Source organism: Flavobacterium gelidicaeli (assembly GCF_013294005.1).
Classification (GTDB): Bacteria; Bacteroidota; Bacteroidia; order Flavobacteriales; family Flavobacteriaceae; genus Flavobacterium.
On sequence record NZ_JABSNK010000004.1, the window covers coordinates 12,074 to 36,492 of the forward strand.

Genomic DNA, 24,419 nt, shown 5'->3' on the forward strand with positions numbered 1-24,419 from the left:
AATTTAGTGAATAGTATTTAGTATTTTATAAATAGTAAAGTAATAGCTGGGCTTATAAAATTTTTTCTTTCATTTTTTTCAAGCGGTAATTTCTAATAAAGAGTGCTTGTTCTTCGGTTACCATTAGTGGTTTTTTAGATGATTTAGCCTTCCAGAATCCTTGGATGTAATCAAAAAACAGCAAAGGTTTTTTCTTCATAAAAGATAATTTTGCCGAAGCTATTGCTGTAATTAAAAATCCGTAACCTAAGGTGTAAAATGCTTCTCCTTGTTTGAAACGAGCTGTTTTATTGTAATTAGCTCCTGTTGGTTTCAAGTGTTTTACTTTTAAAGAGTTGTCTGTAACTACTTTCCAATAATAGAATTTACAAAGTAATTCATCTACTGTATCCCAACCCATTTGGGCTTTTAATCCACCTATTTGTTTAAAAGTTTCTTTACGATAGGCTTTTAAGGCACCTCGTATATGATCTTTATCGGTTAGATTTTCTAATATCCAATCGCCGTTTTTTTCGATATAACAAAAACCGCCTACCATACCTATAGTAGGATCTGAGTGAAAATGTTTTGTTAGCGTTTCTAAATAATTAGCTGGAAATATTAAATCAGCATCAGCTTTCATGATGATGTCATAGTCCTGATCAAGAGTTTCTAAGCCGGTATTGAATGCTTGTATTACTTTACTTCCTGGTAAATGAATTGCACTAGATTTTTTTTCTACTAATGTTATGTATGGATGCTCTTTGGCGAAAGCCAAAACGACACTGGCAGTTTCATCTGTAGAGTTATCATTCACAATCACTATTTTTTTTGGTAATAATGTCTGTGAAATTAATGACTCTAATGTTAGACCAATCAAAGCTTCTTCGTTGTGTGCAGGAATAACTATGTAGTAATTCATTAGGTTAAAGGGAATTAAAATCTTGAGTTGTAAAATACAAAAGGATAATTTATACTTGTTTTTTTATTTTTTCAGCATAAACTATGTAATACCTGTTTGTGAAATAACGCAATAATGGGCGTATACCAAATTTTTTCACTGGATTGGTCCATTTTTGTCTATCAATAATTTTCCATCCTGTTTTTTCTAATAACCAGTCCAGTTGCCAGTCTTCAAATTCATGGTAATGTCTGTCCCACATGTCTGTTTTACTTCTATATGCTGGCGAAAACCACAAACGCATTGGGATGGAAATAAAAAGTTTATCTGATTTTATCTCACTTAAAATAGTATATGGGTTTAGCAAATGCTCAAAAATTTCAAAAGCGGTTACTACATCTTGCTTTTCTTTTGAAAATACTGATTGGTCTAGATCTAAATCTTCGCCAGAAGTGTTTTTAACAGTGTATCCATCTTCTTTCATTATTTTTGAAAAAGGATTTTCGACACCTAAATCCAAAATGCTCTCTGAAGTGGAAATATGTTTATTTAAAAATTCTAAAGTATGCTTGAATCTTTTATTAGGAAACGTTTTTTCGTACATAGTCGTTGCGGGAACGAAGTTGCTCCTCGTTCGTTATGGTTTATAAAGTTGCAAAGTTACAAAGATATCCTTCTTTATGAACAGTATTTTATTGCAGTTTACATTAATTAGATATAATTTATTGCTATTTAGTATTTCTATAAAAAGAACAAGTCCGCTATTGCAATAATAGCGGACTTGTATTTAAACAAATTCTTTAAAATTAATACCTATATATAAAAGCATTTACATTCATTCCAGCTCCTACCGAAGCAAAAAGAAGGATGTCTCCTTTATTTATTTGTTGGTCTTTTATTTCGCCTCTAATCAATAAATCAAATAAAGTAGGTACGGTAGCTACGCTGCTGTTTCCTAATTCATGAATACTCATGGGCATAATGTCTTGAGGAACGGGTCTGTCATACAGTTTGTAAAAACGTTGTATGATGGCTTCGTCCATTTTTTCATTTGCTTGATGAATCAATATTTTTGCTACATCATCAATTGCGATTCCGCTCTTGTCCAAACAGCTTTTCATAGCAGCAGGGACAGTTGTTAATGCAAATTCGTAAATCTTGCGACCATGCATTTTAATGTAACGCGTATCTTCTTCTAGGTCTTTGTTGTAAGATTGTCCAAAAAACAAGTAGTTAGCTTCATCCATGGCATAGGTACCACTTTCATAGGAAAGTAGTCCTGTTTCATCATCATCAGAAGCTTCAATTATAGAAGCACCAGCACCATCAGAATAGATCATGGAATCTCTATCGTGGTCATCAACGACTCTCGATAAAGTTTCAGATCCAATTACTAAACAGCGTTTTGCCATTCCAGATTTGATATAAGCGTTTGCTTGAAGCACGCCTTCAATCCAACCAGGACATCCAAAAAGGATATCGTAGGCAACGCATTTAGGGTTTTTTATTTGTAGTTTGTGCTTTACTCTAGTAGCTAAACTAGGTACTGTATCTGCTTGTGTTGTACCAAATTTCACCTCACCAAAATTATGTGCAAAAATGATATAATCGATAGTTTCAGGATCAATTCCTGCATTATCGATTGCTTTTTGCGAAGCTAAGAAGGCTAAGTCAGACGAGTTTTGATTTTCCTCAGCGTAACGCCTGTGCTCGATTCCTGTTATTCCTTTAAACTTATCTATTATAATATTGTTTGGACGTCCAAACAGGGTTCCGTCTTCATTCAAAAAAACATGATCTCCAAAGTCGGAATTGCTTACTTTTTTCTCAGGAATATAACTTCCTATCCCAGTTATTTTTATTTTCATCGAATTGTTTTCCAAATTTGAGGCTAATTTAAAGATAAAAAAATAAATATAGCCATGATATTTACTATGCGTGCATATAATTATAGAATAATAGCTTTTTAGCTAATTTACTGATGATTTTTTAATATATGTGCAAAAAAGCTACTGTTTTTTCATTGCTATTTATTATAGTCTAAATACTACAGTTTTTAAAGTATCTTTAAATTATTGAAAGTTGTATTGGTTGTAAACAAAAAAAATGCCTCGAAACAATCGAGGCATTTTTAGAATATAAATCCATAATTTATTACATGTACGCTTCAATTGGCGCACAGCTACAAACTAAGTTTCTGTCACCATAAGTTTCATCAACGCGACGAACACTTGGCCAGAATTTATTTTCAGCGATATACTCTAATGGATACGCTGCTTTCTCTCTTGTATAAGGTAAAACCCAAGTATCAGCCGTTAACATATTTAAAGTATGTGGTGCATTTTTCAATACATTATTAGGCTCGTCTGCTGATGAAGCATCAATTTCTTGACGAATAGCAATCATTGCATCACAAAAACGATCTAGTTCTCCTAAATCTTCTGATTCAGTTGGTTCAATCATTAATGTTCCAGCCACAGGGAAAGAAACCGTTGGTGCATGGTAACCATAATCCATTAAACGTTTGGCAATGTCCGAAACTTCAATTCCTTTGGTTTTAAAACCTCTACAATCCAAGATCATTTCGTGTGCCGCTCTTCCTTTTTCACCAGAATATAATATTGGGTAGTGTTCTTCTAAACGCGCTTTCATATAATTCGCATTCAAAATTGCGTATTTAGTGGCATTGGTAATTCCTTCCGATCCTAACATGCAAATGTATCCGTAAGATATCAAACAAACTAAAGCTGATCCATAAGGTGCTCCAGATATAGCAGTGATTGCTTTGTCTCCACCTACGTGTACTAATGGATTACTTGGTAAAAATGGAACTAATTTTTCGTTGACACAAATTGGCCCTACACCTGGTCCACCACCTCCGTGAGGAATGGCGAAAGTTTTGTGCAAGTTTAAGTGACAAACATCAGCGCCAATTGTTGCAGGGTTTGTTAATCCTACTTGTGCGTTCATATTAGCGCCATCCATATATACTAAACCGCCATTGTCGTGAATGATTTGAGTAATTTCTTTAATAGCACTTTCAAAAACACCATGTGTAGATGGGTAAGTAACCATTAAACAAGATAATTCATCTTTATACTGTAATGCTTTTTCTCTAACGTCTTCGATGTCAATATTACCGTTTTCTGTAGTTTTAGTTACGATAATTTTCATTCCAGCCATCGCTGCCGATGCCGGGTTTGTACCGTGAGCCGATGCCGGAATCAAACAGATTGTTCTTTTATCGTCTCCTCTTGAATGGTGGTACGCACGAATAGTCATTAATCCAGCATATTCTCCTTGAGCACCAGAGTTAGGTTGTAAGGTAGTACCAGCAAAACCGGTAATAACATTCAATTGATGCTCTAGTTTTTTAAGCATTTTTGTATACCCTTCTACTTGATCCAATGGTGCAAATGGGTGAATGGTATTCCAATAAGGCATACTCAATGGCAACATTTCTGCTGCTGCATTCAATTTCATTGTACAAGAACCTAAAGCGATCATCGAGTGGTTCAATGATAAATCTTTACGTTCTAGTTTTTTGATATAACGCATTAAACTCGTTTCGGAGTGGTATTTGTTGAATACTTCGTGCGTTAAAAATTCTGTTGTTCTGTTTAAAGTTGTTGGGTAGTTGTTTTCCAAAGTGTATTCGCTTACTTCAAAAGCATCTTTTCCTAATGCTTCTGCAAAAACAGCAATTACTTCATTCACATCTTTAAACAAAATTGTTTCGTTTATCGAGATAGAAATCGTTTCATCATCAATATAGAAGAAGTTGATTTCGTTTCTTTCTGCAATCGCTCTTACTTTTTTAGCATCTGCTTTTATAACAATAGTATCAAAGAAAGAAGAGTTAGTTTGGTAAACGCCTAATTTATTCAAAGCATCGGCTAGCGTAACTGCCATCGAGTGGACTTTATTAGCGATATAACGCAAACCTCTTGGGCCGTGATACACGGCAAACATTCCAGCCATTACAGATAATAAAACCTGAGCAGTACAAATATTTGAAGTTGCTTTTTCACGTTTAATATGTTGTTCTCTTGTTTGTAATGCCATACGTAACGCACGGTTACCATCTGCATCTTGCGACACACCGATGATTCTACCCGGCATAGAACGTTTGTATTCATCCTTAGTAGCAAAGTAAGCAGCATGTGGCCCACCATAACCCATCGGGATTCCAAAACGTTGTGTTGTTCCTACTACTACATCAGCTCCCATTTCTCCTGGAGGAGTTAGTTTTACTAAGGATAGAATATCAGCAGCGACAGCTACTTTTATTTCGTTTTCATTCGCTTTTTTGATAAAATCAGCATAGTCGTATACTTGACCGTACTTTCCTGGATATTGTAGGATTGCTCCAAAGAATTCTTTTGAGAAATCAAACTCTTGGTGGTTACCAACAACTAATTCTACACCAATAGGTGCTGAACGTGTTTGTAAAACAGATAATGTTTGTGGTAAAATTTCTTCTGAAACGAAAAATTTACAAACGTTATTCTTTTTTTGATCTCTTGAACGTACATCATACAACAAAGCCATTGCTTCTGCGGCAGCGGTACTTTCGTCAAGTAACGAAGCATTTGCAATTTCCATTCCAGTCAATTCAATCACCATAGTTTGGAAATTCAAAATCGCTTCTAGACGACCTTGTGCAATTTCAGCCTGATAAGGCGTGTATGCCGTGTACCATCCTGGGTTTTCAAAAATATTTCTTTGAATTGCCGGAGGAACAATTGTAGGGTGGTATCCTAAACCAATGTATGATTTGTAGACTTTATTGGTACGCCCTAATAAACGAATGTGATTTGCATATTCGTATTCGGTCATAATGTGCTCCAATTCTAAAGGTTTTTTTAAACGAATATCAGTAGGAATAGTTTCGTATATTAACTGATCTAAAGTTTCAACACCTATGGTTTCTAACATTTTTGGTAAGTCGTTTTCCCTTGGGCCTAAGTGTCTTAATGCAAATGAGTCTGTTTTCATGTAAGTATGGTAATGTTGTGTTTTTTTAGTGTTGCAAAAATAAGTATTATAAACAATCTAATTCGTGTTTTTGGATTGATTTTTTATCAATTTTTCAACTAAATGTGGTATTTGTTCACAATTGATTAGATTTGTTTAATGATTAGTTTTAAAAGAGTTTTTGATTTTTACATTCGCAGCAGTATTCATGTGGCTTTATCAGTATATGCATTAGTGCGAATGACCCATTTTATGTTCAACATAAAGGAAGATGTACCTATGGCAAATTTTGCTTTTTTGGGTACAATTGTTGGGTATAATTTTGTGAAGTATGATGCTTTGGCTAGAGCCAAAAAAAGAGTAATGCGCAACGAGCTGAAACTAATTGCAACATTGAGTTTTGTGTCGTTACTTGGTGTAGCCTATTACTTTTTTCAACTTGAATTGATTACGCAAATCGTTTCTGTTGGAGTTTTGGGTTTGACATTGTTATATACCCTTCCATTTTTTCCAAATAGAAAAAATGCTAGAAACTGGGCTGGAATCAAAATTTATATTGTGGCTTTGTGTTGGGTAGGAGTGACTTTAGTACTGCCATTGTTGAATGCACATGTTTCTCTAGGAAATGATTTTTTTCTAAAATGCATCCAACGCTTTATTCTTGTTTTTGATTTGATCTTAGTTTTCGAAATATTAGATTTAGCCAATGATGACCCACATTTGCAAACGGTCCCACAGCAAATAGGGGTGAAACGAACTAAAATCACTGGTTTGTTGCTTTTAATTCCGTTTTATTTTTTAGAATTTTTGAAAAATAATTTTATTGAAGAACAATTAATTGTCAACGGAATTCTAGTACTAATACTTGCTTTATTTTTGGCTTTCGCCAATGAAAAACGTTCTAAATATTACACTTCTTTTTGGGTCGAAAGTATTCCTATTTTCTGGTGGCTGATGGTGGTTTTCTTTTAAGATTATTTATCGAAAACAGTAATTACTTGGTTTCAGAAACCAATTTTAAACAGGCATTTCTTTCGATCAAGAAGTTCGTAAGATGTCTCTTTAGAAATAGTAAATCAAACAATTTTCCGAAAATTCCAAACGGAGTTTCGTATTCCATCACATCTTTCATAATCGTTTGTCCATCAATTTCTTCAAAGAAATGTTGGTGCTTGAAGGATTTGAAATGACCTTTTAATTGTTCGTCTACAAAATAAGAGTACAACTCCATTTGAGATATAATGCTTTGATGTTGTAGAAAGAAGCCAAAATGCTTACCTCTCCAAGTTACGGTTTCTCCTTTATTGATCAATCCGTGTGTTGTTCCTGCTATGGCAACCTCACTAGTTTTACTTGCAGATTTTTGGTGTGTATCAATATTTCGAGCATGATCAAAAACGATTTGAATAGGGGCTTTTATTTTCGTGGTTATGTTTATGATTGACATTATTGTTCTTTAAAATTTAGTTTAAAAATAAACCCTGAAATTATTGATGAAATCGAATAAGACCATATAACATCTTTCATCATACTTCCTTTTATTATCATTGCAGTTATTAAAATACCACAAACTGCAAATGCAACTAAAATTATTTTCGCATATTTTTCTTTAGTATTTATCTGTCCTAAAAAACGATATAAAAAACTATAAAGAATATATGTTGGTATTGAAAAAGCTAAACTAAAAATTAGCGCTATTGGATATACTTCTAATAAACCAACAATTTTATTTGAATTCAAAATTGTAATATACATTATTATCTGTGAAATAAATGGAGCTATTAATAATGTACTGAACCAATGTTTAAATAAATAATTCCACTTTATGTTTTTTGGTGCCATTTTATAATAGATTTTTCAAGGCTTTTTCTAGCGTATTAAATTCAAATTCAAATCCGTTTTCTTGCAATCGTTTCGGAATCACATTTCTGCTTTTTAAAACCAATTCAGTTTCTGTTCCGATGATTTTTGCTCCAATTTTTAACAGGAACTCAGGTGTTGGTAATCCGATGAAAACGTTCAATTGTTTTCGTAATTGCGCCATGAAATTTGTATTAGAAATAGATTGAGGTGAAACAATGTTGATAACGCCTGTCATTTGTTTTTCGATAATAAAATCAATGGCTCTAGCAAAATCTTCGGCATGAATCCAACTGATGAATTGGTTTCCTTTTCCCTGTTTTCCTCCCAATCCAAATTGGGTTAATCGTTTTAAAGGGATAAAAGCACCGCCATTTTTACCCAAAACGATAGAGGTGCGCAAAGCGGTTTTTAAGGTATTTGGCGTTGCAGTTTTAAAAAAAGCTTTCTCCCAAGATTGCGCTACATTCATCGAAAAATCATTGCCAATTTCTCCATTTTCCTCGCTCATTTGTTTGTCTAATGAAAAACGATAAATGGTTGATATTGATGAGTTTAGCCAGTGTTTTGGTGGGTTAGTGCATGCGAGTACGGCTTGGTTAAGTACTTTGGTACTTTGAATGCGTGAAAGCAATATTTCTTTTTTGTTCTTTTCGGTGTAGCGACAATCCACAGATTTTCCTGCGAGATTAATTAAAACAGTGGCGTTTTCTAATTCTGTTTCCCAACCTGTCAATGTTTTGGCATCCCAATTGACCAATTTAATTTTGCCGTTTACACTGCTTTGTCCGCGTGTAAGAATGACGATTTCGTCAAATTTATTTTCGAAATGATTCACTAGAACTTGACCTAAAAATCCTGTTCCTGCTGCTATAATAAGTTTTTTCATGATGTTATAAATTTATGATGATGACCAATGCGATTATTCGATACAAAATCCATGTTAGGGTTAAATATTTGGGTAGTTCTAATAGGCTAATTCTTCTATAATGTTCGTAAATCATAAAATTCACGGTTAATCCAAACCAACCTAAAATAAAATAATCATTTAGATCAAAATAACTGTTTAAGATTAATATCGGTAACAAAAGCAAACTTCCTATTATGGAAACAGTGACTAAATTGCCTATGTAGTTAAGTTGTTTCTGTTTGTCTAATTTTTGTGTAAAAATCGCTTGAAAACCTATTTGTCCCACTGCTAAAAGTAGTTCTCTTACGAAAGTCCCTTTTGGTAAAAATACAATCAATTCTGCATATTGAAATAAAACTAATGCTGTAAATAAAGTAGCAAATGCAATATAGAATAAACGGTATTTTGTATTGAAATCTGGAATGCAATTTATCTTGTGTTCGGCCTTCGTTTTGCTAGGAACAATTACTTTTCGGTTGTAAGAGATGAATTTGTATAACTTTTTCAAAAAGTAATTTATGGGTTTCCAATTACCTATTTTCTCCATCCAAGGAAAAGAATTCCCAATTACTTTGAGTAAACTGTCAATTCCGTAATATACTTTTTGGTTTACTTTATCGACTAAAGCGATTTCGTTTTTGGCTCTTTCTAAATCAATGTAGTTTTCTTCTTCGGTTGTTATATTTACAAATGGTTTTCTACCTTGATTATCTAACATATTTGCTTTGATGAATGTTGAGGTGTACATGTTGCACATTGGGCATTCTTCATCGTAAAGAAGGGTGTGGTTGTCTAAAGTTTTCATTTTATTTCTCTTTTATTTTCAACACTAATCTCAGAACCTTTTGCGAAAATGACCGATGTTGGGATACTATTTTTCAAAAAGTCAAATTCATTGCCATAAGTCGTATTAAAGTCAACGTCAATTTTATGATTTATAACTTTTAGTTGTTGCCATCGTGGGTGTTTTACTTCGTACTCAAAAGTTTTAGTTTCGGTTATTTTGGTGTATCCAAAGTAATGTTCTGTGATGAACTCCGCTTCTGAATCAATTGCAATATCCAATGCTGTTTTTTCTGTTTCGATTAGAATAGAATTCCATTTTTCGTTTGTTTTCCATTGGTACTCATAATTATTTGAATCTGCATTTTGAAGTACGGAATGTTTCATCGGTAGCGTTTGGTAATGCTCTTTGTAAACTGTGTTTGCAACAAAAGTTAAGGCAGGTTTGGGAACAATTTCTTTTATAAAAACAACACCGCGTTTCCATTTTCCATCTTCAAATCTCTTTACATAGAATCGTAAATTTACTTCTTCAAAATTCACATGAAACGGAATTTTGAATCCTAATATTTTGACATTTTCAAACATAAATCCGACTAAGCTCACATAGCATTTGCCATTATATAGTTCGATTTCAGTTCCTTTTGGGATATATTTTTCTAATAGACTAGCGTTAACTTCATAGTTGATTAAGGCTAGATTGGTCCAATTTGCTTTTAAGAAACTCATAGTTAGGATTCTTTAGGTAAATAAATTAATATCGATAAGTAAGCACAAAGTGCGGGGGGTAAGATCCAAATCCAACCTGAAGTTAGATTGAAACTTATGCAAATGAAAAATAAGACAACAAAAACGAAATAGATTTTAATATCATTGTTTTTCGGGAATTTCATGAAATAAGAAACTCCTATAATTAATTGAATGATACCTGTTAATATCGTTGAAATCATTGCCAACCCGAGTAAGTCGGTAATAAATAAACCAACAATAACAAAGAGTAACGGAATCATAATTGCAACTGTATTTAATACTTTTAGAAAATTCATAACTTTAAATATTTTTAAACTTTCAGAAAAAAATGAAAGTTTTAGTTAAATTTTTTTGTTCTTATTTCATAAACTTCACAACTAGCTTTGTCAACCAATTGTCTTTGTATTCTGTGATTTTATCCAATACATTATCGGCTTTTAAAACGAAATCATATAATTTAGTCGTTTGATCTACAAAGTGTTTTTCTTCTGCTGTTTGATTCGCAGTGATCGACGATACTTCTTTTAAAACTTTCAAAGCAGGTTTGATTTCTCTTTTGCTTCTTTCTCTTGCTATTTTAACGGCTAATTCGTCTAAGTCTTTTTCAGCTGTGAAAAACTCTCTGCGTTCTCCCGCTTTGTATTCTTTGTAAACGATGCCCCAATCCATCAAAGCGCGTAAGTTCATGCTGGCGTTACCGCGGGAAATTTGCAATTCTTCCATCACATCTTCCATAGAAACTGGTTCTGCTGAAACCATTAAAAGAGCGTGAATTTGCGCCATGGTTTTATTAATTCCCCATTGCGACCCAAGTGCTCCCCAGGTTTGTACAAACTTATTTTTTGCTTCACTGAATTCCATAGTACAAATGTATGTAAAAGTTTTTAAACTTTCAAAAATAAATGAAAGTTTATTTAAAAAAGAAAACCGAAGCATTTCTACTTCGGTTTATATCTGCAATCAATCCCGAACCGTCGGGACGTTAATCAACAATCTGAAATCTATAAAAGCCCCGCTCTTTTCAATAAAGCATCAGGCTTCGGTTCTTGTCCTCTAAAGCGTTTGTACAATTCCATTGGTGGTTCTGTTCCTCCTTTAGAAAGTACATTATCTTTGAATTTGGTTGCTACTTCTCTATTAAAAATTCCTTTTTCTTGGAAAAATTCAAAAGCATCAGCATCTAATACTTCTGCCCATTTATAGCTATAATATCCTGATGAGTAACCACCTTGAAAAATATGTGAGAAAGCCGTACTCATAGCGTTTTCGGCAACCTCTGGGTATAATCTAGTAGATTCAAATTGCTCTTTTTCGAATGCCTTCACTGACGTGATTCCCGTAGGGTCTTGTCCGTGCCATCCCATATCTAAAAGGCCAAAACTCAACTGTCGCATCGTTGCTAATCCTTCGTGGAAACTAGCACTTTCTTTGATTTTTTCTACAAATTCTTGCGGAATAACTTCACCCGTTTGGTAGTGCGTTGCGAACAATGCCAAAGCTTCAGGCTCGTAACACCAGTTTTCCATCACTTGACTAGGCAACTCTACAAAGTCCCAAAATACCGATGTACCAGATAAACTTGGGTAAACCGTGTTGGCAAGCATGCCGTGTAAACCATGTCCAAATTCATGAAACAAGGTGGTTACTTCATTAAATGTTAATAGCGATGGTTTAGTTTCTGTTGGTTTTGTAAAATTACAAACGTTCGAAACATGAGGTCTTTCGTTAATTCCGTTTTTTACATATTGCGATTTGAATGAAGTCATCCAAGCACCATTACGTTTTCCTTTTCGAGGGAAAAAATCAGCGTAGAAAATAGCAACTAAATCTTTTTTCTCATCGGTAACTTCATAAATCATTACCTCAGGATGGTATTTGTCAATGTCAAATACTTCGGTAAAAGTCAAACCGTATAATTTATCAGCGATTGTAAAAGCACCTTTCAATACTTTCTCCAACTGGAAATAAGGCTTCAATTTTTCGTCATCCAAATTGAAAAGTTGTTGTTTCAATTTTTCGGCATAATAACCACCGTCCCATTTTTCTAGTTGTTCGATTCCGTCTAGTTTTTTGGCGAAAGCCGTCAACTCTTCAAATTCTTTCAAGGCTGCCGGTTTGGCTTTTGCTAGCATATCATTCGAAAAAGAAAGTACTTTTTCTGGAGTTTGCGCCATACGTTCTTCCAATACAAAATGAGCATGGGTCGCATAGCCTAATAATTGCGCTCTATCAAAACGAAGTTTAGCAATCTTCAAAACAATTTCTTGATTGTCAAATTCGTTATTTTGAAAACCTCTTGCACCAAAGGCAATAGCTAGTTTTCTACGCAATTCACGATTGTCTGCATACGTCATAAACGGAACGTAACTTGGATGATCTAATGTAAAAATCCAACCCTCTTTTTCTTGGGCTTTCGCCAAAGAGCGAGCGGCTTCGATAGTTCCTTCTGGTAGCCCAGCCAAATCCTTTTCTTCGGTTAAGTGCATTTCGAAAGCATTAGTCTCTGCCAAAATATTTTCGCCAAACTGTAAGCTTAATTTAGATAATTCTTTGTCAATAGCGCGGAGTTGGTCTTTTTTATCTTCAGGCAAATTAGCACCATTTCGAGAAAAACCTTTGTATTTTTTATCCAATAAAGTGGCTTGCTCAGTAGTCAAGTCTAATGATTCTCTTGAATCATAAACCGCTTTTACGCGCGCAAACAAAACAGGATTTAGCGTGATGTCATTTCCAAATTCAGATAATAGAGGCGAAGCTTCTTGAGCTATTTTTTGCATTTCGTCATTCGTCTCTGCCGAGTTCAAATTAAAAAAGATACTTGACGCTCTATCCAAAATATCTCCGGTGTAATCCATGGCAACAATTGTGTTTTCAAAAGTCGGTTCTTCTGGATTGTTAGCAATGGCATCAATTTCTGCTTTTGCCAAAGCAATTCCTTCTTGTATCGCAGGCAAATAATCTTCGTTTTTAATCTGCGAAAAAGGCGCCGTGTTATGTTTGGTATTGAAATATTGTGTTAGGATGTTCATGTTTTATTTATTTAACCCGATCAGGGTTTTAAACCCTGATCGGGTATTTTTAAAATATTTTTATTTTTTCAAATTTTCAGAAGCGGTAATCACTGCTTCTTTCAGTTCCAATTTATAAGCAATTATGCGGTCTAGGACCTCTTTGTTACTGCTTCCGATAATTTGAGCGGCTAATATTCCAGCATTTTTGGCACCGTTCAAAGCGACAGTTGCAACAGGAACACCACCCGGCATTTGTAAAATTGACAAAACAGAATCCCATCCGTCAATAGAATTACTCGATTTTACTGGAACACCAATTACAGGAAGGGGAGACATTGAAGCCACCATTCCAGGTAAATGCGCTGCACCACCAGCACCAGCAATTACTACTGAAATTCCTCGAAGATGTGCGTTTTGGCTAAAATCAAATAACTTTTCAGGTGTTCTATGAGCAGACACTATATCAACTTCTGTTTCGATATCAAAACTTTTTAAAATATCGATTGCTTCTTGCATTACGGGTAAGTCTGATTTTGAACCCATTATTATAGCTACTTTGCTCATTGTTTTTTTTATTAAAGATTGAAATTATTTGCTTTTTGAACTTGATATTCAAAAAAAGCTTTGAAACTCTTAGCGAAAGCAAAATGATAAATTGATAATGAATAAATGAAAATTATCACTATCAAAGGAATTTTAAAGGGTAATGATGTGTTCAAAGTGATTAAGCCTATGGTTGCCCCAACGACTGCAAGGGAGAATAAAATAATTGCAATTATTCGAGCCCAATTTTTTCCACTGTAAATAAAATATAATAGCCCAATTGTTAAAAAAAATCGACCAATTTGCTTCATGATTTTTTCTGTTTCAATTACTGAAACGGAACTATTGTACAAATAAAGGGTATGAAGAGAAACTAATAAAATGCTTATTAAAATGAGTATTGTGTTTTTCTTTCCGATCGTTTCTAATTCATTCATTTTTAAAGTTTTTATTTTTGACTAATAACCCTAATGCTCTTCTTCACTTCCTCGGCAATGCGTCTCGCTTCAGCCATGTCTTCATTTACTATGGTAACATGTCCCATTTTTCTGAAAGCACGAGTTTGTCTTTTGCCGTAAATATGAGGTGTTACACCATCAATTGCCATGATTTTTTCTATGTTTTCATAAACTACTTGGCCTTCATATCCTTCGGCTCCTACTAAGTTTACCATAACGCCAGCAACTTTACTAGCAGTGTTTCCTAATGGTAAGTTTAAAACAGCGCGTAAATGATTTTCAAATTGTGATGTATAACTCGCTTCTATAGAGTAATGGCCTGAGTTGTGTGGACGAGGAGCTACTTCGTTTACAAGGATTTCATCATCTTCAGTCTGGAACATTTCTACGGCTAATAAACCTACATGGTCAAAGCTTTCTGAAACTTTCAATGCAATAGCGATTGCTTTCTCAGCTATTTTAATATCAATTCGAGCAGGGCAAATCACATATTCTACTTGGTTAGCCTCTGGATGAAATTCCATTTCTACAACAGGGTAAGTCTTAATTTCTCCTGATGGATTGCGACAAACAATGACTGCCAATTCATTTTTAAAAGGCACCATGTCTTCAGCAATGCATTCTACATCTGGTAAGTTAATCAGGTCTAAAGTAGAACGTACAATTTTTACCCCATTACCATCATAACCAAATTCGGCACACTTCCAGACAAAAGGAAATTCTAATTCGTCTTTTTCTAATGCTTTCGTCAAGTCGGCGATATCCACAAAACGAAGGTGTTTTGATGTTGGTATCCCATTTTCTACATAGAAATCTTTTTGTTTTCCTTTGTTTTGAATGGCTTTTAATGTTTTTGGTGAAGGATATATTTTGACACCTTCACTTTCTAGTTTTTCTAAAGCGTCGAGGTTTACTAATTCAATTTCGATAGTTAAAACATCTACCATTTTTCCAAATTGGTAAACAGTGTCAAAATGCATTAAGTCGCCTTTGTAAAATTTATTACAAGCAATTCTCGCAGGTGCTTCATCGCTTGGGTCTAAAACGTAGGTTTGTATGTCAAATTTCCGGGTGTCAGATAACAGCATTTTGCCTAGTTGTCCACCGCCCAAAATTCCTAATTTAAAATCAGAAGAAAAATAATTCATTGTGTAGTTGTTTGTTACTGGCAAAGATACTTTATATGTAGCAAATCAAAAAATGCTATTTTATTTTCTTCAATATTTCTCTTGCAACAGCTTTGTATCCAGCAGAATATTTTGGGTAGTCATCACTAAGGATGCGTTGTAATTCTGGGTAAATCCATTTTTGAGTTTTTCCTAATTCAAATAATGTTCTAATAGCGTAGGCTTTTGTGGCTACTTTTCGATTTTCTTGAATGAGCCAGTCAAGGCAGTTTTCAGTGATTTGCTCTTCTTGTAATGGTGTTAGGTGAATGTGTAGACTTAAAAACAAACAAATTTTTGAAATAGAACGCAAAGCACTTTCGTTAGTAAAGCTAGAGAGACTATTGCAAAATAATGCAAGATGATCAGTGAGTAAATGCAGTTGTTTTTCAAGAACTAACTCCATAATCCAGCACGCTTTATGGTGGTTTTTGTCGGCGGTATTGAGTGCGATTGCTAATAAATCAGGAAATAAAAGCAAATTAGTCATAACTAGCTGTGTGTTTTTGTCACGACTCGCTCTGTAAGCATTGCTTTTGGCTATGTTTTTATAAAATTCGCTATTCATCTAGGGCTAAAATACCTATTATTTTCAATTGTAAACTATTCTTATGGTTTTTAATCTGAATTGGCAACTCAGAAATTCCTATCTTTGCACATTATTTTAAACACAAAAATAATGATTCAACTTCACGATAAACAATTTGTTCCGTTTATAACAGCCAAAGAAATAGCCTTTGCAATCGATAAAATGGCCGCTCAAGTAGTAGCTGATTTTGAAAATGAAACGCCTGTATTTATAGGTGTCTTAAATGGTTCTTTTATGGTCGTAGCTGACTTTATGAAAGCGTATAAAAGTGCTTGCGAGGTAAGTTTTATAAAAATGGCTTCCTATGAAGGAACCTCTTCTACAGATGAGGTAAAACAACTAATAGGTCTAAATCAAGATTTAACAGGTCGTTCAGTAGTAATTATTGAAGACATAGTAGATACAGGAAATACACTTGTTGAGTTAAAAGAGTTGTTTAAAAAACAAAATGTAAAGGAGTTAAAAATAGCAACTTTGTTTTTTAAACCAGAGGCTTATAAAAAAGATATTAAAATTGACTATGTTGGAATCGAAATTCCAAATAAATTTATAGTAGGTTTTGGTCTAGACTATGACGGTCTAGGAAGAAACTTGCCAGAAGTATATCAACTAAAAGAATAACTACGCAACACACATTATGACTAACATCGTTTTATTTGGGAAACCAGGAGCAGGAAAAGGAACTCAAGCTGAATTTCTAAAAGAAAAGTACAAATTAACGCACCTTTCAACAGGAGACATTTTTAGATACAACATAAAAAATGCGACTGAATTAGGGAAGTTAGCGCAAACTTATATGGACAAAGGAGATCTAGTTCCTGATGAAGTAACAATTAAAATGTTACAAAGTGAAGTAGAAAAAAATCCAAATACTGCTGGTTTTTTATTTGATGGTTTTCCTAGAACGATCTCTCAAGCTAAAGCCTTAGATGTTTTTTTAGCTTCTAAAAATGAAATCATCACGGCTACAATTGCCTTAGAAGCTGATGATGATATTCTAGTAGCAAGATTACTTGATAGAGGAAAAACAAGCGGAAGAATTGACGATCAAGACGAAGATAAAATTCGTAATAGATACCAAGAATACAATGAGAAAACAGCACCTTTAATGGGGTACTATAAAGAACAAAATAAGTTTCATGCCGTAAACGGAATAGGAACTATTGATGAAATTACAGTACGTCTAAGTGATGTTATAGATAATTTATAAGAAGCAATTCCAGCTGTACGCTACAAGTTCTTGCTTATAAAACAGCTTTTCTAAAATAAAAAAGGAGCTTCCTCCGGTCGCTCTTTTTTATCAAGAAAAACAAAGTTTTACAAGCGTCGCACTTTTTGCTGCCATCTGGGCTAAAAAAAATATGGAAATACTAATCATACTTTTTCTGATTTTACTAAACGGACTTTTCTCCATGTCTGAAATCGCACTGATCTCAGCAAGGAAAAACAGGTTAGAATCTGCAGCAAAAAAAGGCAATAAAAGCGCCCAAATAGCATTAGAACTAGCTAATGCTCCTAATAAGTTTTTGTCAGCCGTACAAATAGGAATTACCCTTATTGGTATTTTAACGGGTATTTATAGCGGTGATAAAATAACGACTGATGTGCAAGCATTTGTTAGTTCTTTTGCGGTTTTAAAACCCTACGCGCCTACTATTGCAGTAGGAGTAGTGGTGGTAATATTGACATTCTTCTCTTTAGTATTAGGAGAGTTATTGCCCAAAAGAATTGGATTAAATCACCCAGAAGCAATTGCTAAAAAAGTAGCAATGCCTATGAAAGTGGTTTCTATAATTACGGCACCATTTATTTGGTTACTAACTAATTCGACTGAGTTCTTATTAAATGTTTTGCAAATAAGACCTAGTGCTGATGGTAAAGTAACCGAAGAAGAAATCAAAGCCATCATTAAAGAAGGTACTGAAGGTGGTGAAGTACAAGAAATTGAACAAGATATTGTAGAACGCGTTTTTCATATTGGAGATAGAAAAATAAATTCGTTGATGACACACCGTAAATCAGTGGTTTTTTTACCATTGACTTCCAGTAAAATTGACGTTAAAAAATTTATGCTCGAAGAATTGCATTCAATTTATCCAGTTTACAATGATAATTATGATGATATTGTAGGAGTTGCGAATTTAAAAAACATCTTTGCAACCATTGATAATGAAGGTTTTAGTTTGCAAAGTATTATGACAGATGCACCATTTATGATGGAGTATACCACTGCTTATAAAGCTTTAGAGCAATTTAAAAAAACCGGAATTCACTATGCTTTCGTCTCTGACGAGTATGGTATTTTTCAGGGAATTATTACGCTTAATGATATTCTTGAAGCGCTTGTAGGAGATGCTTCAGAATTTTATAAAGACGATTTTCAATTAATAGAAAGAGAAGACGGTACTTGGTTAGTTGATGGACATTATTCATTGCATGATTTTTTAACTTATTTTGAGTTAGATGATTTAATCAATGATTATGATGTAACTACCGTTAGTGGATTAATTATGACAGAACTCTCACATATTCCTAAACAAGGAGAAAAACTGATTTGGAATAAATTCCAGTTAGAGGTAATCGATATGGACGGAATAAAGATTGATAAAGTGATAGTGAAATCATTACGAAAATAAAATAAAGATTCAATATTCAGTTCTGCTTGAAACTTTATATTGTTCATGCAAAAATAGTAGATTGTTTAAGAGTTGTTGTTTGCCAACTTTGGTAGATGGAATCTTTAAACAGATTATAAAAAAATGACAGAGGATTTAAAATTAAAAGGAAGGCAATCAGCGGTTGTCAGTTTTTTTGAATCGTGTCAAATTAAATAAAGAGTTATGACAGAAGGAAACTTCGTAGATTATGTAAAAATATTTGTTTCTTCAGGAAAAGGAGGAAAGGGATCTACGCACTTGCACAGAGAGAAATTTATTGAAAAAGGTGGGCCAGATGGTGGTGATGGTGGTCGTGGAGGACACGTATATTTAGTTGGAAATAAAGGACTATGGACTTTGTTTCACCTTAAATTTGCAAGACACGTCAAAGCTGGGAACGGTGGAGATGGTAGTGGTGACCGAAGTACAGGTGCTGATGGTGATGATAAATTTATCGAAGTACCATTAGGAACTGTTGTAAAAGATAAAGAAACAGGCGAAATCTTATTCGAGATTACTGAAGATGGAGAACGTCAAGTACTTTCAAGAGGTGGTAAAGGTGGATTAGGGAACTGGCATTTTAGAAGTTCAACCAATCAAACACCACGTTATTCTCAGCCAGGTTTACCAGGTACAGAGAGTGATGTTATTTTAGAGCTTAAAGTACTTGCTGATGTAGGATTAGTAGGTTTTCCTAATGCTGGGAAATCAACGTTGTTATCTGTTTTAACTTCAGCTAAGCCTAAAATTGCTGATTACCCGTTTACAACTTTAAAACCCAATTTAGGAATTGTAGCTTACAGAGATTATCAATCATTTGTAATTGCTGATATTCCTGGAATTATTGAGGGTGCTGCAGAAGGAAAAGGATTAGGACATTATTTCTTGAGACATATTGAAAGAAATTCAACGCTATTGTTTTTAGTTCCTGTTGACACTCCAGATATTAAAGGGGAATACGATATTCTAGTAAATGAGTTGACAAAGTACAACCCAGAAATGCTTGATAAAGAACGTTTGTTAGTGATTTCAAAAATTGACATGCTAGATGACGAGCTAAGAGAAGAACTGAAAGTAGAACTTGATGTTGCTTTCAAAGACGTACCTTATATGTTTATATCTTCTGTGACGCAACAAGGATTAACAGAACTGAAAGACAAACTTTGGAAAATGCTGAATGATTAATTAGTCAGTCATTATAAATTAGAAAATCCGCTCAAGAAACTTGAAGCGGATTTTTTTATAGGTTTACTTTACTGGTTCTAATAGTTACAAGTTGGGTATTCTTAAAACTTGACCAGGATATATTTTATCGGGGTCGGTAAGCATGGGCTTGTTTGCTTCAAAAATAACATTGTATTTATTCGCATCTCCATAATATTTTTTGGCTATTTTAGACAACCAATCGCCACTTTCTACCGTGTGGTATCTTGCTTCAGGTTCTTTGATGGCTACATCCATTTGATTGTCTACTTCGGATACGCCTTCGATATTACCCACTGCTAATGCAATTTTCTCAGCATCTATTTGATTTTCTACTTCTCCTTTAAGAGTAACTTTTTCTGCTTGTAGGTATATTTTTAAACTTTTAAAAGGCAATTTTAAAGATTGTACGTGTGCTAATAGCGCACTTGCTTTTAAGGTTTCTTTTTCGGCTGCTGGTGCTTCGTCTTCCTTTTTTCCAAATAATTTTGTTCCAGCATCTTTGATAAATGATAGTAATCCCATTTTTAATTATGTTTAGATTAATAATCAACAAGTTACTAAAAAAAAATATGGTGTTACAATAAGCTGTTTTAAAACTTTGTGAAATTTATGTTATCATAATTAATCTATTTTAAGTACAGAATCAATTACCCATGCTGGTCCTATGAGTAAAAATTGCAAGTCTTTTATAAATGATGGTTTCTTTCCTTCAATTTTATGGCCATAAAATTGACCAATCCATCCAATTGCAAATACGGCTATAGAAAACCATAGTATATTTATTGTTTGAGAGATTATATAGTTGCCAATCAAGCACAATGTTGTAAAAAGCAGCATTTTTAAACCCATGATAAGGGATAACCTAAAGTAAAATAATAACACAAAAACTAAAGCGATAAAACCCCAATTAGCAAAAACAGGGTGTAAGTTTGCAAGCGGAGTTAAAACCTGGTTTGGAATACTCATAAAAAGGCCTACAACTGAGAAAAAGATCAACGGTACACAGATGTAATGAATTTTTTTATTGGTTACATTTTTGTGACTTACTCCGTATTCTTCAAACCATTGTGGTAGTGTTTTCATGTTTTATTTTTTACTAATGTAATAAAAAAACATGAAATTGATAATTAATGTGGTTTTATAATGCGTATTTATTAGTTGAGGGTTTTTCTGCTTTATTCTAGTTTGAATGAGGGATAGAAGCAGAAATCCTTTTTTGAGGTTTTTTCCTCTAAAAAGATTGTAGCGCATAGCCCGACCCGCTTTTTTTGCGGGGCATTCCCAAAAATATTTTTTTAGCTGCGATAAGTGTCAAATAAATAATCCAATGTTTCGGGAATGTTGTTGGCTTGTATTTTTGGATACGTTATTTTTAAATCCAACCAGTTAGCAATGATTTGGTCAAAGTCTTTAGCTACATCATAAACTACGGGAACACCTAGTTTTTTTAGTGCAGCAGCATTACATTCTTGTTCATAGTGATTGCGAATAGGGATGGAAAGTACTTTTTTACCAAGGTAAAGCGCCTCGGCTGGAGTTTCAAATCCGCCACCGGTAATGATTCCGTCACAAGTTATTAAGCTTTGATTGAACTGCTTTTGGTTTACGGGATAATAGGTGATATTGTTTACAGTATGTTTTTGGGTTACATCACTTAGAAACCAATGAAATTGTACATCATTTAGTTTATTGAAGGCTTTTTGTAAGCAGTCTTGATCGAAGGAAGGTAAGTAAACGGTAATGTGGTTTAAGTTTTTTGGTGTTGCTTCAAGTATTTGGTCTTTAATGATGGGTGGACGAATAAAACTGTCGTATTTTTCAAAATGCAATCCAATGTTTTTAGGAGCGCTTGCATAATGTTTTAAGATCATTTCGCCCATAAGGCTTTTTTTTTCTGGTCTTGGTGTGTTTTTAGAAAGAAAACTTGCTTGGTGCCCAAACTGCACCGAATGTACGTTTTGCATCTTGCAAGCTAATGACGTTATTGCATCAAAGTCATTAATAATTATATCATAGTCTTTCAACGGGAGCGCATCAGCATCTTTATAGATTTGGCGTGGTCTAATATTTTTAGTAATATTCCAATAATCGAGTCCGCCACATTTGCTGTAATAGAGACTGCAACCTTTGCTTTGAAATTTAATAGGCAATTTAAGGTCCAGAGTGGCGTTGTTTCCACTTACAAAGAAGTCAACAGTTCCGTGTTTTAAAAGATAAGGGTATAACTGTGTGGCTCTACTTATGTGTCCGTTTCCAGTGGCTTGAATGGCATAAAATATTTTCATATAATTTTGTGGTGCTAATAAGAAATCTAATTTGGTAGGTATTCGTTATTTTTATATTGGCGATATGGCAAGAACTTTGTTTATTAATAATGCTATTAATTTTTATCAAAATGATAGATGGCTAAATTAAGTGGAGTGTGTTATGGTAAAGTGTTCTTAAGTTTTCTATTTCATTATACTTTTTAGTTTTAATGTTGATGAATTATCTTTCTAATGCTTATATAAATTTCTTATTTTTGAAAAATGAAACAGTTGTTATTCTTATTATTTCCAGTAATGCTTTTTTCGCAATCTAATTATGAGCGAGCTCAGAGGCTGTTTGACGATAAAAAATACGAACAAGCTAAACCTATCTTCGAAACGCTGTTGAAATCAAATAGTACTAATCTTGTAATAATTGAAGACTTAGGTGATATTGCTGGGGCGAGTAAATCTTGGCCGGAGGCAATAGGATACTACAAAAGGTTAAAAACACTTAAGCCTAATGAGGCAAATTATCATTATAAATACGGTGGTGCTACAGGTATGTATGCTTTAGAAGTAAATAAATTCAAAGCTTTAGGGATGATTGATGATATAAAAGAATCCTTTGAAAAAGCAATTGAGCTGGAGCCTAAACATATTGATGCCAGGTGGGCTTTAGTAATGCTGTATATTCAGTTGCCTGGAATTGTAGGAGGGAGTGAGTCTAAAGCAATACGGTATTCTAATGAACTATTAGCAATTTCACCGGTTGATGGTTACATGTCACGCGGAAGAATTGAGGAATATTTTAAACGCTATAAATCAGCCGAAAACATGTATAAAAAGGCTATTGTGGTGAGTAATAATTCTATTGAGAGTTATAAAATGCTAGCTGATTTATACCGAAATAAAATGGATGATCCAACTAGAGCAAATGCAATACAAGAACAAATTAAAAAATTAAATTGAACATTTAAGAACAATATATGAGAACTCATTTTATAGCTATCGGTGGTAGCGCCATGCATAATCTAGCTTTAGCATTAAAGAATAAAGGGTATCAAGTAACTGGGAGTGACGACGCAATTTTTGAGCCATCAAAATCACGCTTAGATAAAAAAGGAATTTTACCAGTCGAAATGGGTTGGTTTCCTGAAAAAATAACCCAAGACATTGAAGCAGTAATTTTAGGAATGCATGCTAAGGCTGATAATCCTGAATTATTAAAAGCGCAAGAGTTGGGGCTTAAGATATACTCATATCCTGAATTTTTATACGAACAGTCTAAAAACAAAACGAGAGTAGTGATAGGTGGCTCTCATGGTAAAACAACCATTACTTCAATGATTTTGCACGTGATGCATTATCATGATATTGCTGTTGATTACATGGTGGGAGCACAATTAGAAGGATTTGACACTATGGTGCATCTTACAGAGGAGAATGATTTTATTGTTCTTGAGGGAGATGAATATTTGTCTTCACCAATTGATAGGCGTCCTAAGTTTCATTTGTACCAACCTAATATTGCTTTAATATCAGGAATTGCTTGGGATCACATCAATGTGTTTCCAACATATGAAAATTATGTGGAGCAATTTGAAATTTTCATTGGTAAAATTACTAATGGCGGAATTTTAGTATACAATGAAGATGATACCGAAGTGAAAAGAGTAGCGGAAGCAGCAACAAACCCGATCCGAAAATTACCGTATTCAACTCCAAGTTACAAAGTTGATAATGGAATAACTTTATTAGAAACTCCAGAAGGAGATATGCCTATTGAAGTTTTTGGTGCTCATAATTTGAATAATTTGGCTGGAGCCAAATGGATTTGTCAAAATATGGGTGTTGATGAAGCTGCCTTTTATGAGGCGATTGCTAGTTTTAAGGGAGCATCAAAACGTCTAGAAAAAATAGCTGAAAGTAATAAAAGTGTTGCCTATAAAGATTTTGCACATTCGCCAAGTAAAGTCGCGGCAACTACAAAGGCTGTAAAAGAGCAATATCCAGATCGTAAATTAATAGCATGTTTAGAGTTACATACCTACAGTAGTTTGAATGCAGAGTTTTTAAAAGAATACGAAGGTGCTCTTGAATATGCTGATGTGGCTGTGGTATTTTATTCGCCAGATGCAGTAAAAATTAAGCAATTAGACGAAGTTAGTTATGAACAAATAGCAACTGCATTTAATAGAAAAGATCTTGTTATTTACACAAACCCAAAAGAGTTCAAAGAATATCTTTTTAGTTTAAACTTTGACAATGCTGCCTTGTTATTAATGAGTTCTGGAAATTATGGAGGATTAGATTTTGATGAAGTTAAGAAATTAATAGAATAATTAAGATAGAATATGATAGAAAGCCAATTGTCAACTTG

At 33.9% G+C, this 24,419-nt stretch carries 26 protein-coding genes; 7 read left to right on the forward strand and 19 right to left on the reverse strand.

Features of this window, described 5'->3' with window-relative positions:
• Window positions 1–52: 52 nt before the first annotated feature.
• From HNP99_RS06680 to gcvP, 4 genes are all read right to left on the reverse strand, one after another.
• On the reverse strand, window positions 53–901 hold the full coding sequence (locus tag HNP99_RS06680) for a glycosyltransferase family 2 protein (protein ID WP_173852574.1): 849 nt from the start codon (window positions 899–901) through the stop codon (window positions 53–55).
• A gap of 49 nt (window positions 902–950) precedes the next feature.
• Window positions 951–1,484, reverse strand: a complete 534-nt coding sequence (locus tag HNP99_RS06685; RefSeq protein ID WP_173852576.1) for a methyltransferase domain-containing protein — start codon at window positions 1,482–1,484, stop codon at window positions 951–953.
• 202 nt (window positions 1,485–1,686) lie between these two features.
• Entirely contained in the window at window positions 1,687–2,748 is a 1,062-nt protein-coding gene (locus tag HNP99_RS06690; protein WP_173852578.1) for a 3-oxoacyl-ACP synthase III family protein, read from the reverse strand.
• Between the two features lie 286 nt (window positions 2,749–3,034).
• On the reverse strand, window positions 3,035–5,878 hold the full coding sequence (gcvP, locus tag HNP99_RS06695; RefSeq protein WP_173852580.1) for an aminomethyl-transferring glycine dehydrogenase: 2,844 nt from the start codon (window positions 5,876–5,878) through the stop codon (window positions 3,035–3,037).
• A gap of 138 nt (window positions 5,879–6,016) precedes the next feature.
• Here gcvP and HNP99_RS06700 point away from each other — a divergent pair, with 138 nt between their 5' ends.
• Window positions 6,017–6,829 (forward strand): UbiA prenyltransferase family protein, encoded by an 813-nt coding sequence (locus HNP99_RS06700; RefSeq protein WP_173852582.1) that lies wholly within the window; start codon window positions 6,017–6,019, stop codon window positions 6,827–6,829.
• Between the two features lie 22 nt (window positions 6,830–6,851).
• On the opposite strand, the gene HNP99_RS06705 is transcribed toward HNP99_RS06700, so the two are convergent.
• From HNP99_RS06705 to HNP99_RS06760, 12 genes are all read right to left on the reverse strand, one after another.
• Window positions 6,852–7,304, reverse strand: coding sequence for an SRPBCC family protein (locus tag HNP99_RS06705; protein WP_173852584.1), 453 nt, complete (start codon window positions 7,302–7,304; stop codon window positions 6,852–6,854).
• Window positions 7,304–7,699, reverse strand: coding sequence for a hypothetical protein (locus HNP99_RS06710; RefSeq protein WP_173852586.1), 396 nt, complete (start codon window positions 7,697–7,699; stop codon window positions 7,304–7,306). The genes HNP99_RS06705 and HNP99_RS06710 overlap by 1 nt, the downstream gene beginning before the upstream one ends.
• 1 nt (window position 7,700) lies before the next feature.
• The gene (locus HNP99_RS06715; protein WP_173852588.1) at window positions 7,701–8,606 is read right to left on the reverse strand and encodes a TIGR01777 family oxidoreductase; all 906 of its coding nucleotides are present in this window, start codon (window positions 8,604–8,606) and stop codon (window positions 7,701–7,703) included.
• Between the two features lie 4 nt (window positions 8,607–8,610).
• Complete coding sequence (locus HNP99_RS06720; RefSeq protein ID WP_173852590.1) at window positions 8,611–9,432, reverse strand: DCC1-like thiol-disulfide oxidoreductase family protein; 822 nt, start codon at window positions 9,430–9,432, stop codon at window positions 8,611–8,613.
• Window positions 9,429–10,139 (reverse strand): YqjF family protein, encoded by a 711-nt coding sequence (locus HNP99_RS06725; protein ID WP_173852592.1) that lies wholly within the window; start codon window positions 10,137–10,139, stop codon window positions 9,429–9,431. Before HNP99_RS06725 ends, HNP99_RS06720 begins: the two co-directional genes overlap by 4 nt.
• Before the next feature lie 2 nt (window positions 10,140–10,141).
• Complete coding sequence (locus tag HNP99_RS06730) at window positions 10,142–10,456, reverse strand: hypothetical protein (protein WP_173852594.1); 315 nt, start codon at window positions 10,454–10,456, stop codon at window positions 10,142–10,144.
• 61 nt (window positions 10,457–10,517) lie between these two features.
• The gene (locus HNP99_RS06735) at window positions 10,518–11,021 is read right to left on the reverse strand and encodes a GbsR/MarR family transcriptional regulator (protein ID WP_173852596.1); all 504 of its coding nucleotides are present in this window, start codon (window positions 11,019–11,021) and stop codon (window positions 10,518–10,520) included.
• Window positions 11,022–11,161: 140 nt separating this feature from the next.
• Window positions 11,162–13,189 carry a M3 family metallopeptidase gene (locus HNP99_RS06740; protein ID WP_173852598.1) on the reverse strand — a complete coding sequence of 676 codons (2,028 nt, stop codon included), beginning with the start codon at window positions 13,187–13,189 and terminating at the stop codon, window positions 11,162–11,164.
• 60 nt (window positions 13,190–13,249) lie between these two features.
• On the reverse strand, window positions 13,250–13,735 hold the full coding sequence (gene purE / locus HNP99_RS06745) for a 5-(carboxyamino)imidazole ribonucleotide mutase (RefSeq protein ID WP_173852600.1): 486 nt from the start codon (window positions 13,733–13,735) through the stop codon (window positions 13,250–13,252).
• A gap of 11 nt (window positions 13,736–13,746) precedes the next feature.
• Complete coding sequence (locus tag HNP99_RS06750) at window positions 13,747–14,151, reverse strand: hypothetical protein (protein WP_173852602.1); 405 nt, start codon at window positions 14,149–14,151, stop codon at window positions 13,747–13,749.
• Window positions 14,152–14,162: 11 nt separating this feature from the next.
• On the reverse strand, window positions 14,163–15,320 hold the full coding sequence (locus HNP99_RS06755; protein WP_173852604.1) for a 5-(carboxyamino)imidazole ribonucleotide synthase: 1,158 nt from the start codon (window positions 15,318–15,320) through the stop codon (window positions 14,163–14,165).
• A gap of 55 nt (window positions 15,321–15,375) precedes the next feature.
• The gene (locus tag HNP99_RS06760; protein ID WP_173852606.1) at window positions 15,376–15,906 is read right to left on the reverse strand and encodes a hypothetical protein; all 531 of its coding nucleotides are present in this window, start codon (window positions 15,904–15,906) and stop codon (window positions 15,376–15,378) included.
• A 111-nt stretch (window positions 15,907–16,017) separates the two neighbouring features.
• On the opposite strand from HNP99_RS06760, the gene hpt reads away from it, so the two are divergent.
• From hpt to obgE, 4 genes are all read left to right on the forward strand, one after another.
• Window positions 16,018–16,548 (forward strand): hypoxanthine phosphoribosyltransferase, encoded by a 531-nt coding sequence (gene hpt, locus HNP99_RS06765; RefSeq protein WP_173852608.1) that lies wholly within the window; start codon window positions 16,018–16,020, stop codon window positions 16,546–16,548.
• A gap of 16 nt (window positions 16,549–16,564) precedes the next feature.
• Window positions 16,565–17,137, forward strand: coding sequence for an adenylate kinase (locus HNP99_RS06770; RefSeq protein WP_173852610.1), 573 nt, complete (start codon window positions 16,565–16,567; stop codon window positions 17,135–17,137).
• 151 nt (window positions 17,138–17,288) lie between these two features.
• Window positions 17,289–18,563: a hemolysin family protein gene (locus tag HNP99_RS06775; RefSeq protein ID WP_173852612.1), complete on the forward strand. Its 1,275-nt coding sequence runs from the start codon at window positions 17,289–17,291 to the stop codon at window positions 18,561–18,563.
• A 204-nt stretch (window positions 18,564–18,767) separates the two neighbouring features.
• Window positions 18,768–19,769, forward strand: coding sequence for a GTPase ObgE (gene obgE / locus HNP99_RS06780; RefSeq protein WP_173852614.1), 1,002 nt, complete (start codon window positions 18,768–18,770; stop codon window positions 19,767–19,769).
• An 84-nt stretch (window positions 19,770–19,853) separates the two neighbouring features.
• On the opposite strand, the gene lysM is transcribed toward obgE, so the two are convergent.
• The 3 genes from lysM to HNP99_RS06795 form a co-directional block, all read right to left on the reverse strand.
• Window positions 19,854–20,312, reverse strand: coding sequence for a peptidoglycan-binding protein LysM (gene lysM, locus HNP99_RS06785; RefSeq protein WP_173852616.1), 459 nt, complete (start codon window positions 20,310–20,312; stop codon window positions 19,854–19,856).
• A gap of 99 nt (window positions 20,313–20,411) precedes the next feature.
• The gene (locus tag HNP99_RS06790; RefSeq protein ID WP_173852618.1) at window positions 20,412–20,873 is read right to left on the reverse strand and encodes an Mpo1 family 2-hydroxy fatty acid dioxygenase; all 462 of its coding nucleotides are present in this window, start codon (window positions 20,871–20,873) and stop codon (window positions 20,412–20,414) included.
• A 212-nt stretch (window positions 20,874–21,085) separates the two neighbouring features.
• The gene (locus HNP99_RS06795) at window positions 21,086–22,075 is read right to left on the reverse strand and encodes a glycosyltransferase family protein (protein WP_173852620.1); all 990 of its coding nucleotides are present in this window, start codon (window positions 22,073–22,075) and stop codon (window positions 21,086–21,088) included.
• A 243-nt stretch (window positions 22,076–22,318) separates the two neighbouring features.
• Here HNP99_RS06795 and HNP99_RS06800 point away from each other — a divergent pair, with 243 nt between their 5' ends.
• Window positions 22,319–23,008, forward strand: a complete 690-nt coding sequence (locus tag HNP99_RS06800; RefSeq protein WP_173852622.1) for a tetratricopeptide repeat protein — start codon at window positions 22,319–22,321, stop codon at window positions 23,006–23,008.
• A gap of 17 nt (window positions 23,009–23,025) precedes the next feature.
• Window positions 23,026–24,381, forward strand: coding sequence for a UDP-N-acetylmuramate--L-alanine ligase (locus tag HNP99_RS06805; protein ID WP_173852624.1), 1,356 nt, complete (start codon window positions 23,026–23,028; stop codon window positions 24,379–24,381).
• The last annotated feature ends 38 nt before the right edge of the window (window positions 24,382–24,419 follow it).

Excerpts from the sequence above, each read along its gene's own strand:
- HNP99_RS06680 (WP_173852574.1), bottom strand. The coding sequence starts at position 901 with ATGAATTACTACATAGTTATTCCTGCACACAACGAAGAAGCTTTGATT.
- HNP99_RS06685 (WP_173852576.1), bottom strand. The coding sequence starts at position 1,484 with ATGTACGAAAAAACGTTTCCTAATAAAAGATTCAAGCATACTTTAGAA.
- HNP99_RS06690 (WP_173852578.1), bottom strand. The coding sequence starts at position 2,748 with ATGAAAATAAAAATAACTGGGATAGGAAGTTATATTCCTGAGAAAAAA.
- gcvP (WP_173852580.1), bottom strand. The coding sequence starts at position 5,878 with ATGAAAACAGACTCATTTGCATTAAGACACTTAGGCCCAAGGGAAAAC.
- HNP99_RS06700 (WP_173852582.1), top strand. The coding sequence starts at position 6,017 with ATGATTAGTTTTAAAAGAGTTTTTGATTTTTACATTCGCAGCAGTATT.
- HNP99_RS06705 (WP_173852584.1), bottom strand. The coding sequence starts at position 7,304 with ATGTCAATCATAAACATAACCACGAAAATAAAAGCCCCTATTCAAATC.
- HNP99_RS06710 (WP_173852586.1), bottom strand. The coding sequence starts at position 7,699 with ATGGCACCAAAAAACATAAAGTGGAATTATTTATTTAAACATTGGTTC.
- HNP99_RS06715 (WP_173852588.1), bottom strand. The coding sequence starts at position 8,606 with ATGAAAAAACTTATTATAGCAGCAGGAACAGGATTTTTAGGTCAAGTT.
- HNP99_RS06720 (WP_173852590.1), bottom strand. The coding sequence starts at position 9,432 with ATGAAAACTTTAGACAACCACACCCTTCTTTACGATGAAGAATGCCCA.
- HNP99_RS06725 (WP_173852592.1), bottom strand. The coding sequence starts at position 10,139 with ATGAGTTTCTTAAAAGCAAATTGGACCAATCTAGCCTTAATCAACTAT.
- HNP99_RS06730 (WP_173852594.1), bottom strand. The coding sequence starts at position 10,456 with ATGAATTTTCTAAAAGTATTAAATACAGTTGCAATTATGATTCCGTTA.
- HNP99_RS06735 (WP_173852596.1), bottom strand. The coding sequence starts at position 11,021 with ATGGAATTCAGTGAAGCAAAAAATAAGTTTGTACAAACCTGGGGAGCA.
- HNP99_RS06740 (WP_173852598.1), bottom strand. The coding sequence starts at position 13,189 with ATGAACATCCTAACACAATATTTCAATACCAAACATAACACGGCGCCT.
- purE (WP_173852600.1), bottom strand. The coding sequence starts at position 13,735 with ATGAGCAAAGTAGCTATAATAATGGGTTCAAAATCAGACTTACCCGTA.
- HNP99_RS06750 (WP_173852602.1), bottom strand. The coding sequence starts at position 14,151 with ATGAATGAATTAGAAACGATCGGAAAGAAAAACACAATACTCATTTTA.
- HNP99_RS06755 (WP_173852604.1), bottom strand. The coding sequence starts at position 15,320 with ATGAATTATTTTTCTTCTGATTTTAAATTAGGAATTTTGGGCGGTGGA.
- HNP99_RS06760 (WP_173852606.1), bottom strand. The coding sequence starts at position 15,906 with ATGAATAGCGAATTTTATAAAAACATAGCCAAAAGCAATGCTTACAGA.
- hpt (WP_173852608.1), top strand. The coding sequence starts at position 16,018 with ATGATTCAACTTCACGATAAACAATTTGTTCCGTTTATAACAGCCAAA.
- HNP99_RS06770 (WP_173852610.1), top strand. The coding sequence starts at position 16,565 with ATGACTAACATCGTTTTATTTGGGAAACCAGGAGCAGGAAAAGGAACT.
- HNP99_RS06775 (WP_173852612.1), top strand. The coding sequence starts at position 17,289 with ATGGAAATACTAATCATACTTTTTCTGATTTTACTAAACGGACTTTTC.
- obgE (WP_173852614.1), top strand. The coding sequence starts at position 18,768 with ATGACAGAAGGAAACTTCGTAGATTATGTAAAAATATTTGTTTCTTCA.
- lysM (WP_173852616.1), bottom strand. The coding sequence starts at position 20,312 with ATGGGATTACTATCATTTATCAAAGATGCTGGAACAAAATTATTTGGA.
- HNP99_RS06790 (WP_173852618.1), bottom strand. The coding sequence starts at position 20,873 with ATGAAAACACTACCACAATGGTTTGAAGAATACGGAGTAAGTCACAAA.
- HNP99_RS06795 (WP_173852620.1), bottom strand. The coding sequence starts at position 22,075 with ATGAAAATATTTTATGCCATTCAAGCCACTGGAAACGGACACATAAGT.
- HNP99_RS06800 (WP_173852622.1), top strand. The coding sequence starts at position 22,319 with ATGAAACAGTTGTTATTCTTATTATTTCCAGTAATGCTTTTTTCGCAA.
- HNP99_RS06805 (WP_173852624.1), top strand. The coding sequence starts at position 23,026 with ATGAGAACTCATTTTATAGCTATCGGTGGTAGCGCCATGCATAATCTA.